The following is a 13,539-nucleotide window of genomic DNA, read 5'->3' on the forward strand; positions in this document are numbered from 1 at the left end:
ATAAAACTATCAAAACCAATATAAATCAATGTTTTATGGGGGAATATTTACGTCATCACCACTTACCAGCTCAATTTACGCTTCTGTAATAATCTATAACCAATTATTCCGTGAACGATTCTTGATACCGCTTTTATTGCCCCCATAATTTCCCTACAATCGAGGAAAACCAATTAAGCGACTTTGCTAATGGAGCGCGAATGAGCGACGTAAAACACTGTAAATTATTAATTCTTGGTTCGGGTCCTGCCGGTTACACAGCGGCAGTGTACGCAGCTCGTGCCAACCTGAATCCTGTGCTGGTCACTGGTATGCAGCAGGGTGGTCAGCTCACCACCACCACAGAAGTCGAAAACTGGCCTGGTGACGCCCACGATTTGACAGGCCCCGCCCTGATGGATCGCATGAAAGAGCATGCAGAACGATTCGAAACCGAAATCGTCTTCGATCACATCAACGAAGTGGACTTACAACAGCGTCCGTTCCGCCTTAAAGGTGACAGTGGTGAATACACTTGTGATGCTCTGATCATTTCTACTGGCGCGTCTGCCAAATACTTGGGTCTGGATTCCGAAGAAGCATTTAAAGGGCGCGGCGTATCGGCTTGTGCAACCTGCGACGGGTTCTTCTACCGTAACCAGAAAGTCGCGGTAGTTGGCGGCGGCAACACGGCCGTTGAAGAAGCCTTATATCTGGCAAACATCGCTTCTGAAGTGCACCTTATCCACCGCCGTGACAGTTTCCGTGCGGAGAAAATTCTCATCAATCGCCTAATGGACAAGGTCGAGAATGGCAATATTGTGCTTCATACCGACCGTACCCTGGACGAGGTGCTCGGCGACGATATGGGCGTGACTGGTGTTCGACTCAAAGAAACTCAGTCCGATGCCACCGAAGAATTCGACGTTATGGGCGTCTTCATCGCGATTGGCCACCAGCCAAATACCGGTATTTTTGAAAGCCAACTTGATATGAAAGACGGCTATATTCTGGTGAAATCAGGTCTGGAAGGTAACGCTACCCAAACCAGTATCGAAGGTGTATTCGCTGCAGGTGACGTGATGGATCACAACTATCGTCAGGCCATTACTTCAGCCGGAACTGGCTGTATGGCGGCCCTGGATGCAGAACGCTACCTGGATGCCCTTTCAGATAAGTAAAAACATTTTTCATTTTTACTTCAAAACCCAAAAGCCCGGCGGTATTCCCGCCGGGCTTTATTTTGTATAATGCCAGGTTCTTACACACATAATAATTCTCATTAAGCCTTCGAAATGGATAAGAAAAAAAGACGCAGCTTGAACACCTGGCTCAAGCAGCAGAGCAAGCTTGCAAAGCGCTGGCTCGGCATTGCTGTTGGTCTCGGTGTGTTATCAAGCCTGTTTTTACTGGCGCAAGCCGCTCTGCTCGCTTCCATTCTTCACCAGTTGATCATTGAACAGGTGGACAAATCGGAGCTCATCCCCTATTTCCTCGGACTGGTTGGCGCTATCGCCATACGTGCACTATGCGCATGGGGGCGGGAAATCGCTGGCTTCCGTTGTGGTGAGCAAATTCGGGTTTACATCCGCCAGCTCATTCTGGATAAACTGCGCGAGCTCGGCCCGGCGTACATAAAAGGCAAACCGGCCGGCTCCTGGGCGACATTGCTGCTGGAGCAAGTTGAGGAAATGCACGACTTCTTCGCTCGTTATCTGCCTCAGATGTCGTTGTCAGTCCTGGTGCCGTTTGTGATTTTGGTTGTGGTGTTCCCATTAAACTGGGCCGCGGGTCTGATTTTCCTTCTGACCGCGCCACTGGTTCCGTTATTCATGGCATTTGTTGGCATGAAGGCAGCTGATGCCAACCGCAAGAACTTCAAAGCGCTGCAGCGTCTATCCGGTCACTTTTATGACCGCCTGCAATCGATGACCACTATCCGTCTGTTTGATCGCACACAAGCAGAAACGGAAGTGATGAAAGGTGCTTCAGAAGTGTTCCGCACCCGCACCATGGACGTGCTACGAATCGCGTTTCTCTCGTCTGCGGTGCTGGAATTCTTCACCTCAATCTCTATCGCTATCACGGCGGTGTATTTCGGCTTCAGCTTTATTGGTGAGCTGAATTTCGGTACCTATGGTACTGGTGTGACCCTGTTTGCCGGACTGTTTATTCTGATTCTGGCTCCGGAGTTTTATCAGCCGCTTCGCGATTTGGGGACGTTCTACCATGCCAAACAGCAAGCCGTCGGGGCAGCTGAAAGCATTGTCGAATTTCTGCAAACCGACGTCAGTAAAATTCGCTCCGGTGAGCAGCAGCTTGCTGACAGCGGCGCAATCACCATCGAAGCAACAGACCTGACCGTTTTTAGTCCCGAAGGTAAGCCATTGCTCGGCCCAGTCAGCTTTGCGATCCACGCCAATCAAACAACCGCACTGGTTGGCCCAAGCGGTGCGGGCAAAACCAGCCTGGTCAATGCAATTTTGGGTTTCCTGCCTTATGAGGGGTCACTCAGGATCAACCAGAGCGAACTCAAATCACTGGATCTCGCCAGTTGGCGACAAGTCATCAGTTGGGTCGGCCAAAATCCGCTGCTGGTACATGGCTCAATCCGCGACAACGTCACGCTCGGTAAACATAATATTGCGGATCAAGACGTTCAACGCGTACTGGAGCAATCTTTCGCGGCTGAGTTTGTCGCAAAACAAGGGTTGGATTATCAGGTATCGGATCGTTCGGGTGGCCTTTCGGTCGGTCAGGCTCAGCGTCTGGCTTTGGCCAGGGCGATGTTGCAGGACGGGCGATTCTGGTTGCTGGATGAACCGACAGCCAGTCTGGATGCCCGCAGCGAACGCCTGGTAATGAAGGGGTTGTCAGAGCAGATCCAAGACACAACCACTTTGATGGTGACCCACCAACTGGCACCATTACAGGATGTGGCACAAATTCTGGTCATGCAAGACGGTGCACTGGTTCAGCAAGGCAATTTCGATACCCTAGCCAACACCGACGGCTTGTTCCGCGAGATGTTACGTGCCAATCAGGCCCTGAATCAAACCAATAAGGGGAACTTAGATGCGTGATTTACTCCCTTATCTGAAACTGTATAAGAAACATTGGTTTGGCTTGTCACTCGGCATGCTGCTCGCGTTTCTGACTCTATTTGCTTCGATCGGCCTGCTGACGTTATCCGGTTGGTTCCTGGCGGCCGCAGCCGTTGCCGGGCTAACTATCGCGCGGGAAACCTTCAACTATATGCTGCCCGGGGCTTTTGTCCGGGGGTTTGCAATGGGCCGCACCGCCGGTCGCTGGGGTGAACGAGTTGTCAGTCACAATGCAACGTTCAAGCTGCTGACTGACCTGCGTATTTTCTTTTTTGAAAAGCTGGCACCGCTGATCCCTGGTCGGGTGTCTAACCTGCGTGATGCAGACCTGCTTAACCGTCTGGTGGCCGATGTTGATGCCATGGACCATGTCTATTTGCGCCTCGTTAGTCCGATCATCGTGGGTGTGCTCGGTATCATCGGCTTAACGGCCTTCCTATGTTGGTGGGATATGGCCCTTGGTCTGACGCTGGGTGCCATTATGATGGCTCTGCTGCTGATCTGGCCCGTAGTGTTCTACAAACTGGGGAAACGCAACGGCACAGAGCTGACACAACATAAAGCGGCTCTGCGTGTGACCACGTTAGACTGGTTGCAAGGATACAGTGAGCTAACCATCTTCGGTGCAGAGAAGCGTTATCGTGAAGCGATTGTCGACGCGCAAAACAAACTGATTGCCAATCAGTTTGTTAACGCCCACTTCTCTGGCCTGGCGCAAGGTCTGCTGCTGCTGGCCAACGGCTGGACCCTGGCGTTGGTTTTGTGGCTGGCCGCCGATGGTGTCGGCGGACAGACTCCGGATCCAAAGCTCGCCCTGATGGCGTTTGCCACCATGGCGAGCTTTGAACTGCTGATGCCGATTGCCGGCGCATTCCAGTTCCTGGGACAAACATTAACATCGGCGCGACGACTGAATGACGTTATCCTGTCGGAACCCGACGTCACTTTCCCAGAGCAGCCTGTTGAGCATCACAAGGAGTTCAACATTCAATTCAAGGATATCACTTTCCGCTACCCTGACGGGCAACTGGACGTGCTCAATCAAGTATCTCTGGATATTCCAGCACGCCATCGGGTGGCGATCGTAGGCCAGACTGGCTCTGGCAAATCAACCTTGATGCAGTTACTGACCCGATACTGGGATCCGCAGCACGGTCAGGTCGCCATTGCGGGCCAACCGCTAAGTGCATGGAGTGAAAGCCAGTTGCGCCGGGCAATGACTGTGGTCAGCCAGCGTGTGGACGTCTTGAACGGCACCGTGCGGGATAACCTGATTATGGCGGCTCCTGATGCCAGCGACGCCAAGCTAAGCGCCGCACTGGAAAAAGTCGGTCTGCAGAAACTTCTTCAGGATAACGGTTTGGATGCCTGGTTAGGTGACGGAGGACGTCAGCTTTCAGGTGGTGAAAAGCGCCGGATCGGCATCGCGCGAGCGTTGCTGCACAACGCCCCTATCCTCCTGTTGGATGAGCCGACTGAGGGTTTGGACAAACAGACGGAGCAACAAATCATGGCGTTATTTAGCGAGCACTTCGCTGAAAAAACCGTGTTGTTTATTACTCACCGTTTGGTAGATATGGACAAAATGGACGCCGTCTGTCTGATTGAGCAAGGTGAAATCGTTGAGTACGGACCACACCAAGAACTGCTCGCACAGCAAGGTCGTTACTATCAGCTCACTCAAACACTCTAGCGTAAAAAAGCCGCTCTCCCTGAGCGGCTTTTTTGTGTCTTAGTGTACCGTCCTAAATAAGGTTGACACTTTCCAACCCCATATCAGGACGGGTCATAGTTAACGTGAATACTGCGCCAGCAACACCTGTAATCTCGCCCAACTTTCAAGATCCGGTAGCCCGTCAACCTTGTCTGCTCGAAAGTGTAACTGAAATGCACGCAGCACTTGCTGTGTAACCGGATCCCAGAGACCCGTTATCGGTAATGCGTAACCGTATTCCACCAACGCGGTTTGCCATGACAACGCGTCCTCCGGCGCTGGCAAGCGCATCACTCGCGCGACTTCAAACTCGTCGGGCCAAGCTCCTACTCCATAAGTCTGATGCAAACGGCGCCACGGAAAACGCGGACCCGGATCTAGCTTCCTGCCAGGAGAAATATCACTGTGGCCAAGAATACGCTGAGGTGGAATTTGATACCGTTTGGCGAGATCCGTAATCAGCGCCGCCACGGTTTCAATTTGTCGGGTTTCGAACTCATCCCATTTCCGTTGCTCGATCGGAAGTTGTGCTTCGGCTTCAGGATACCCCAGATTGACGATTTCAATCCCTATCGAACTGGCGTTCAGTCCTGCTTGCCCACGCCACTGACTCTGCCCAGCATGCCAGGCTCTCTGGTCATCCTCGACTAACCGTAAGACTGGGCAGGGCGATGACTGGCACCCCTGCGGGATCAGATAATGGGCACTGACTCCTGAATCAGCGCGAGTCAGTATGTCGAGTGACGCCTGGTTATTCAGCGCAGTGTAATGCAGAACAATGCTGGAGATTCTAGGGCTGGAATTGGGTGAGTGGACAGGCTCCACACGATACGGCGTCACGGTACAGCCGGTAAACAACACACATAGTAAGACAAACAAACGGCGAGACAAATAACGAGAATAAACCAACATGAAAAACGACCGCAGATAAACGAATGGTGAACACGATCAATAATCTAAGCTGTCAAAGAGTGCAAATAAAAAACGCAGCCCGAGAGCTGCGTTTCTGATTAGCAATATGGCGTATTATTTTGTACGCGAACCTCGTTCACCCGTCGCTCGGTTACTTTTACGACGTGAAGGGTTATTACTGCGACCTTTTGGCGAATTGACTCGCTCTTCATGACGCTTCACCGCACGGCGGATCTTCTGGCTACGAGAGCGCTCACGTTTACGTGAAGTGTTCGCCTTATTCTCGTCCAGCAAAGTCTGTTTTTCCGGGCGAAGTTCAACCAGCTCACGCAGGTAGTTCACTTCCTTCAGATCCAGCTCCATCCAACCACCACGTGGCAGTTTCTTGTCCAGGAAAATATCGCCGTAGCGCACACGCTTCAGACGACTTACCGTACATTCCTGAGATTCCCACAGACGGCGAACTTCGCGGTTACGACCTTCATTGATCACCACGTAGAACGTGTGGTTCATACCTTCACCACCCGCGTACACCACGTCTTCGAAACGTGCCAGACCATCGTCCAGCTCGACCCCTTTCACCAGGTTACGAACTTTCTGTTCTGTCACTTCACCGAATACGCGTACCAGATACTCACGCTCCACCTGACGGCTTGGGTGCATTAATCGGTTTGCCAGCTCACCATCCGTCGTGAACAACAGCAGACCGGATGTATTAGCATCCAAACGTCCGACAGAGATCCAACGTGAACCACGAATTTTAGGCAGACGGTCAAAGACAGTGCGACGGCCTTCCGGATCGTGGCGAGTACACAACTCCCCTTCCGGTTTGTAGTAAGCCAGAACTCGACAGACGACTTCTTCCTGCGCTTTAACAGAAACTGTGTGGCCGTCAATACGTACCACAGCATTCTCGTCTTCAAGACGCTCGCCAAGTTTAGCTACCACACCATTAACACTTACTCGTCCAGCTTTGATCAACGCTTCTAATTCACGACGAGAACCGTGACCAGCTCGTGCTAAAACCTTCTGTAACTTTTCGTTCATTTATCTACCTATGTGTCGTCTTCACAGACGTCGAATAAAAACTGCGGCCGCAAAATGCGGCCGCGTATTATCGCAAAAAAACTGGCAAAAAGCACCTATTTCGTTTACTCAAACGGCGCCGGATCGCCTGAGCCAAGTCGGACCAATACTGGCTCATCTTCACTGAAATCAATCACCGTTGTCGGCTTCTCTCCAAGATAGCCGCCATTGAGAATCACGTCTACGGCATGTTCGAGTTTATCGCGGATATCTTCCGGATCCGACTCAGTGTAATCATTCCCCGGCAAGATCAGCGATGTCGACATCAAAGGTTCACCCAGCGCTTCGAGCAAATCAAGTGCAATACGGTTGTCAGGCACACGGATACCAATCGTCTTACGCTTAGCGTTCATCAGGCGACGAGGTACTTCTTTCGTCCCTTTAAAGATAAAGGTGTATGGACCCGGCGTGTTATTTTTCAGCAAACGAAATGCGGTATTGTCCACTCGAGCGTAAAGAGACAGCTCAGACAAATCACGGCATAACAGGGTAAAGTTGTGTTTTTCGTCCAGACGGCGGATTTGGCAAATGCGTTCCAGCGCTTGTTTGTTTTCCAACTGACAGCCAAGGGCGTAACCAGAATCCGTTGGGTAAACAATCACGCCGCCGTTGCGAATGATTGCTACGGCCTGACTGATCAAGCGCGCTTGCGGGTTTTCTGGGTGTACATAAAAAAACTGGCTCATTGTAATTCCTCACTTTCGAATCTTCAGACTCTCTTCGTCGAGTCCTATCGACCCAGTACATCGTGCAATCAATAGTTTAGATATAGAATAACATGGTGTAACAAAGTATGTACTGTTTCGTTGTCTCAGTGGCAAACTCGAGCGTGTAAAACTAAGCGGCCGAGCCACTGATTTTGTGGATTGAGTAACAACAAGATTGCGTCTGCAAAGATTTTTTTTTTTGGGGGGGGGGGGGAGAGCATAATGATCGGATCGGCAGGCAGAGATACTGTGCCAATCGCACCATCTGGGGAAACAGACGGTGCGAGGATTGCTCACCCTTTGAGTGTATAGAGTAACTGTTGGGTTGGTAACACGATAGCGACGATGGTCTCATCAATAATCACGGCATTCTCATTAATGATTCTCTGATATCTCTCGGCAGCATTCTGCGTGATAGGGCGCCCCTGCTTAGCCGCATCAATCAACTCAAGCCCTAACTCGGCGAGTTGCACTGCAGCCTCAGTGAGCGGCACCGTCTCGACGGAGGCAATATTCTTCGCAAAGATAGGTTTCGCCTGTTGGGCGGCCAGTTTGACGGTGTCATAATGCCTGGCCAAGGCGTCTAACGCAGCCTTATCACCCAGGGCAAACGCAGTCACTAAATCTTGCATCTCATACGCCGCCAAGCTCTCAACGGGCAATGCATCCGCAAAACGATTTAAGCGCTCATACTGATTGTACAGATCGCCTTTATTGGGCGTCGAAATCCACTTCTGCCAATGACGAGCGTAATACTGTGCCGGTTCGATGTATTTTGCAAGGGTTCGTAGCGGCGTTTCATCGCCACCATTGGCCAGACGTTTGAGCATCCTATTGGTATCTGCGTGATGACGCAGGCCAAGTGAAATTTCTGACCAGGTATCCATGACCTTCATGCGCTTGTACATGCTGCGCTCGTCGGTAAGGGTTTGGCTCGACCACAAACGCTCAGCTATCGCGTAGCTGCGCGGCCATAGACGCTGTTCGATGGTCATTGAATCCAGGTTCTCGCCCCAAATGGTCATTTCACCGCCTAAGATGAGCGATTGTTCTTTCTCGGTCAGCTCCGCCGGATAACCGCCATTGGGAGCCGGAATCACACTCCCGCTAATATCACTGCTTGCCACCAGTTGCCCAGTAGTGGGCCAGCGCACATTGCCAATCAACTGATAGCTGGTGTCTTTCAGCTTTCCGTCAGCAAACTCATAATTAAACTCGGTGTACGACATAAAATTATCGAAGTGCCCCCGGAACTTCACACCAGGAACGTATTCGATGATGTAAACCTCGTCGCGAGATTTGCCATTGTAGTCGGTAAACGCTCGATAATTGCCGTCCACCGCTTCGATGATGGTTAAATTGCCTTTGCGCGGGCCGCCTTTCGTACGCGGCTTCACCCAAACATAAGTCGCGAACTTCTCTCCAGTATGAAGCTTGTCATCGACCGTCATTCCTGTGGGCATCGGGTCATTACGATAGTGGTAGCTGGTGGGCTGTGGTTGATCTAAATAATAACCGGTCGAGAGAATGCCCTGATAACCCTCTTTAGCCGCACGACCAATGCTGTCATGGCCTTGCCAGCTTTGAATCACGATCGACGTAGGCAGATCTTTGTGCCAGATCTCATCCCAGCCGGACATCTTCTTACCGCGCTCTTCGAGCATCTGTTCAACTTTGGTGTTGAGATACGCTTGCAGACCGCGTTCACCATCAAGATTGTGGTCTTTAATAAACTGCTGAATCTTAGTGTTGTCGCGCCATTGCTGGTAATTGGGCTCGTCACCACCAATATGAACATACTCATCGGGGAACAGCTCGCTCACTTCATCAAACACACTGGCCAGCATCTTATAAAGTTCTGGATTGGTCGGATCCATTAAAGGTTCAAAAACACCCCAGCCACGTTGATGAGGATAAAACTGCTCTCCGGTGCCCGACATAAGATCCGGATACGCATGCGCTACCGCCGAAGCATGCCCGGGCAAAGAGATCTCCGGGATGACGCGAATACCAAGGTTGCGAGCGTGATTCACGACGTGGCGAATTTCATCCTTACTGTAGTACTCACCGTCCGCCGTGTCCTGCCATAATTTGGGATAACTATCTAACTGAATACGAATCGCCTGGTCATCCCAAATATGCCAATGGAAAACGTTCAACTTGGCCGAAGCCATCGCGTCCAACTGACGAAGAATCACCTCCACTTTGATGAAGTGACGAGCGGTATCATAAGAGACACCGCGCCAGGGAAAGCGTGGCTCGTCTTGAATGGATACGGCAGGCACAAAATAACCTGTCGCGTCCGTCTCGACCAATTGCAAGAAGGTTTCCAGGCCATGGAACGCCCCATACGGGCGTTCCGAGCGAATAAGGATCTGACCATTGCGCGATTCCAGTTGATAAGACTCATCACTGTCGATGTTCTGCACCTCTGTTTTAGGGGCGTGGCGAATATCAATCACTAATGTGGCGTCATTTTCAGACTTTGCTTGCCAATTCAACATCGGCACACCGGTTTGACGATACAGACGATCCATAATGCGTTTAGCATTAAATTGTACACGCGGCGAATCGTAGCCTTTGATGTAGATGCTGAACGCACTATTCAGCGGGATTTTGCCCTGCCCCAGCGCCACCTTTTTAGGATAAGGCATTAGGTTAAGGTCGGAATTAGGAGTCTTCGCCATTGTTGCCGGAATGGTAAGTAAACCTGAAATCAGTAGTGCTAATGTACCTTTGTTCATCCTTGATATCCTAGCGTTGTTATTATTATCCAGCCCAAGTCACGCCACTGCCTGAATAAGCACGACTTGGGGTTAAACCTGAGACGCGCTAAGCCACCAGCGCCACCGCTTCGCGGACCAGGTTGCCAATCTCGTCCCACTGTTCGTTTTCGATCAAGTCCGGTGCCACCACCCAGGTTCCGCCACAACAAACCACACGCTTGATCGCGAGATAATCGTTAACGTTATGTTTGCCGATCCCTCCGGTCGGCATCAGGCTGACATCGCCGTAAGGCGCAAGCAGAGACTTCACCATAGCCAGACCGCCACTGGCTTCTGCCGGAAAAAACTTAAGAAATGTCAAACCAAGCTCCAGTGCTTGCTCAACCTGACTGGGGCTGTTGACACCCGGTACGATAGGCATGTTCATATCCTGGCAGCAACGCACCGTATTCGGGTTCAAACCGGGAGCGACAATAAACTCAGCACCTGCCTCTTTCGCTTGAATAATTTGTTCTGGCGTCAAAACTGTCCCTGCGCCAATACACATTTCCGGATATGCATCGCGCATGGCTTTGATCGCTTCTACTGCGGCTTTGGTTCTAAAGGTTACTTCAGCCACTGGCAGGCCGTTTTCCACCAACACTTTTGCCAAAGGAATAGCGTGCTCGACACGGTTGATCTGGATAACAGGAATCACTTTAAATTGTGTTAATTGGTTGATCATGGTTTGGAACATAATAGGCTCTCACAAGTTATCGGATAAGGTGCGTCATGGCGTCATTAGGGATAATCGCACCGGGATATTGAATGACCGTGGCCGCCAACGCGTGGCCAAGATGTGCAGCTTGCTCACAGCTTTGTCCGGTCAGCCGCGCTGCCAAGTAACCTGCGGCAAACGAGTCACCCGCCGCACAAGTATCCACAACGTTTTCGACCTTCTCTGCCACCACATAAGTTTGCTGGATTGCATCACCTTGTCGCCAAAGCAGTTTGCATGGCTCGCAGCCCCGTTTGATCACGATTTCTTGGCAGCCCAAACGAAGGCTGCGCTGCTCTGCGCTTTCTTCCTTCCCCCAGACCAAGACATCATCGTCTTCAGTAATCAGGGCAATATCGACCAATGGCAGAATTTGGTGATACCAGTGTCTGGCTTGTTCAGCAGACCAAAGCTGCGGGCGGAAATTGTTATCGAAAATGACTTTGCCACCGGCTTGCGAAAACTGATTGAGCGCTTCTTTAAGCCTTGTTTTACTGTCGTCATCTAGAATCGCAATGCTGATGCCGCTCAAATAGACATAATTGAGATCTTGTCTGGCAATCGCCGCTTCGAGTTTGTTTAACGAAGGTGTGACAAAGTAGTTTCTCACTGCCGCGCTATCACGCCAGTACAGAAAGCTTCGTTCACCCGCCTCATCAGTCTGCACCATGTACAAGCCCGGTAATTTAGCCGGGAAGGTTTCGATCAAATCGGTCTCGATACCTTCTTGTTTCCAGTATTCAATCAACTCGCGAGACAACGTATCGTCACCCAACCCTGTCGCATAAGCCACTTGAACGGGATGCGAAGCGGTTAAACGAGAGAGGTAGAGGGCAGTATTGAGCGTATCGCCGCCGAAGCTTTTTCGGATTGGGTCACCGCTGAGTTCAATCATGCATTCACCAAAGAACGCAATCTTAGTGTAAGTCGAAGAGGTCATCGTTCACCTTGTTTGGCATGGATTCGACAAGGTGGCTCTCACGAACGAGCCACCAAATTATTCGGCTCAGGGCTGTCTATGCGTTCTGATTAGCTGCCGCAGAGCGGTTACGCAGAGACGCGTCTTCGTCTAGCACGCCATGCTCCGACAGCTCCATTTCCATCAGGGCACGTTCATCATCGAGAATGGCGCGAGCCATTTCTGGTGAGACTTGATTCGCTGGCGTCACCAAGCTGACCAGCACACCGGCACTGAGTGCGACCAGGCATGACGGGATCACAGGGTTACCCCAGTAAACAGTCAGCTCAGGACTCAACATCACTGCGACGGAAGCACCAGACGCCCCCGCCAACGTTGCCAATGCCCCTTGCCAGTTGTAGCGGCGCCAGAAGCGTCCCAGCATGCCGCACACAAACATTCCAGACATAACCGTAGAAATCATCTTGGTGATGTAGCTGATAATGTCATTCGATGTCAGTGCAAACAACAACGCACAGCCAATCACAACAACCAGAGCCAGACGCGAGTAGTTCATCATCGATTCTTTGTTCGGGACGCGTCCTGTGAACATCACATACACATCGCGCAACAAGATCGACACACCCGCAATGGCATCAGAACTGGCGCTGGACATGGTGGCCGACAGACCCGCAATCATCACGATAAGTCCGACGCCGACCGGAAGCACCGTTGCGGCAATGTATGGAAACGCAAAGTTGGCGTTGTTCAACTCAGGATCAATGGCATGGGCTGCCATACCGATAATCGCAGGAATAATAGAAAAGAACAGATACAAAACACCAGAGCCGATAAACGAACGTCGAATCGTAGCCACATCTTTGCCCGAATAAATGCGTTGGCGGAACGACGGGGTGGCTAACACACCCACGCCGATCACAACCGCCAGCGATATCGCAGGAAGCAGACCAAGCTTATCAATGGCCAAGAAACTGACCGCAGCGGGGTCCATAGCAGAATACAGGTTGTCCAGGCCACCAATATGCTGCACCGACAGTACCGCCATAAGAATAAAACCGACAAAGAGAATCACGGCTTGAATTGTGTCCGTCCAAACAACGGCCGTATAACCACCGATGACCACATAGATGGTAAATGCTGCGGCAATGATCATTTTTGCCGTACTGAGGTCGATGTCTGCAATCCAAGCCAGATACATGCCACCACCGAGGATATGTGCGCCCAGCCAACCAATACACGCGATAAAAATTAATAGCCCAACGACATTTTTGACGATACGGTTTGCGCCAACATAATACGCCAGCTCCTCACTCATGGTCATGAAGTTGAGCTTGCGCACGGGCGCAAACCACAAAGCCAGAAGCAAAATACCGATTGCGCCTCCGATGCCATAGAGTGCCCCGGCCCAACCATTGGTGTAACCAAAACCCACCGCGCCCATGCTTGAGCCGGTCCCCACCATGGTGGCGACTGTCGTTCCTAAAACGAGGAATAAGGGTAAGCCACGCCCACCAAGTAGAAAATCTTCTCCTGATTTTTGATTACGGGATACAAACCATCCCAACCAAATTAAAAATAAGACATACACACCAAAACCGGTAAGAAAAAGTGTACTGTTCATTGAACACCTCTCAT

Annotated in this window: 10 protein-coding genes; 3 read left to right on the top strand and 7 right to left on the bottom strand. The window is 51.1% G+C overall.

The window, feature by feature from the left end; translation table 11 throughout:
* The first annotated feature begins 200 nt into the window (after positions 1-200).
* The 3 genes from trxB (at position 201) to cydC (ending at position 4,776) form a co-directional block, all read left to right on the top strand.
* Positions 201-1,160, top strand: coding sequence for a thioredoxin-disulfide reductase (gene trxB / locus CAG64_RS21080; protein ID WP_161447868.1), 960 nt, complete (start codon positions 201-203; stop codon positions 1,158-1,160).
* 114 nt (positions 1,161-1,274) lie between these two features.
* The gene (gene cydD / locus CAG64_RS21085) at positions 1,275-3,062 is read left to right on the top strand and encodes a heme ABC transporter permease/ATP-binding protein CydD (RefSeq protein WP_161447870.1); all 1,788 of its coding nucleotides are present in this window, start codon (positions 1,275-1,277) and stop codon (positions 3,060-3,062) included.
* The gene (gene cydC, locus CAG64_RS21090; protein WP_161447872.1) at positions 3,055-4,776 is read left to right on the top strand and encodes a heme ABC transporter ATP-binding protein/permease CydC; all 1,722 of its coding nucleotides are present in this window, start codon (positions 3,055-3,057) and stop codon (positions 4,774-4,776) included. The genes cydD and cydC overlap by 8 nt, the downstream gene beginning before the upstream one ends.
* Positions 4,777-4,875: 99 nt before the next feature.
* On the opposite strand, the gene CAG64_RS21095 is transcribed toward cydC, so the two are convergent.
* The 7 genes from CAG64_RS21095 to CAG64_RS21125 form a co-directional block, all read right to left on the bottom strand.
* On the bottom strand, positions 4,876-5,709 hold the full coding sequence (locus tag CAG64_RS21095; RefSeq protein WP_161447874.1) for an N-acetylmuramoyl-L-alanine amidase: 834 nt from the start codon (positions 5,707-5,709) through the stop codon (positions 4,876-4,878).
* Positions 5,710-5,823: 114 nt separating this feature from the next.
* Positions 5,824-6,756: a 23S rRNA pseudouridine(2605) synthase RluB gene (gene rluB, locus CAG64_RS21100; RefSeq protein WP_021703639.1), complete on the bottom strand. Its 933-nt coding sequence runs from the start codon at positions 6,754-6,756 to the stop codon at positions 5,824-5,826.
* 104 nt (positions 6,757-6,860) lie between these two features.
* The gene (locus tag CAG64_RS21105; RefSeq protein WP_021703640.1) at positions 6,861-7,481 is read right to left on the bottom strand and encodes an L-threonylcarbamoyladenylate synthase; all 621 of its coding nucleotides are present in this window, start codon (positions 7,479-7,481) and stop codon (positions 6,861-6,863) included.
* Positions 7,482-7,795: 314 nt separating this feature from the next.
* A complete protein-coding gene (locus tag CAG64_RS21110; RefSeq protein ID WP_161457888.1) occupies positions 7,796-10,246 on the bottom strand; it encodes a beta-N-acetylhexosaminidase in 2,451 nt (816 codons plus the stop codon).
* An 88-nt stretch (positions 10,247-10,334) separates the two neighbouring features.
* Positions 10,335-10,964 carry a bifunctional 4-hydroxy-2-oxoglutarate aldolase/2-dehydro-3-deoxy-phosphogluconate aldolase gene (locus CAG64_RS21115; protein WP_161457889.1) on the bottom strand — a complete coding sequence of 210 codons (630 nt, stop codon included), beginning with the start codon at positions 10,962-10,964 and terminating at the stop codon, positions 10,335-10,337.
* Between the two features lie 16 nt (positions 10,965-10,980).
* Positions 10,981-11,925 (bottom strand): sugar kinase, encoded by a 945-nt coding sequence (locus tag CAG64_RS21120; RefSeq protein ID WP_161457890.1) that lies wholly within the window; start codon positions 11,923-11,925, stop codon positions 10,981-10,983.
* Between the two features lie 76 nt (positions 11,926-12,001).
* Positions 12,002-13,525, bottom strand: coding sequence for a sodium:solute symporter family protein (locus CAG64_RS21125; protein WP_021703644.1), 1,524 nt, complete (start codon positions 13,523-13,525; stop codon positions 12,002-12,004).
* Positions 13,526-13,539 lie beyond the last annotated feature (14 nt).

Origin of the sequence: Vibrio sp. V38_P2S17PM301 (genome assembly GCF_009904845.1) — a bacterium.
Lineage (GTDB): Bacteria > Pseudomonadota > Gammaproteobacteria > Enterobacterales > Vibrionaceae > Vibrio > Vibrio proteolyticus.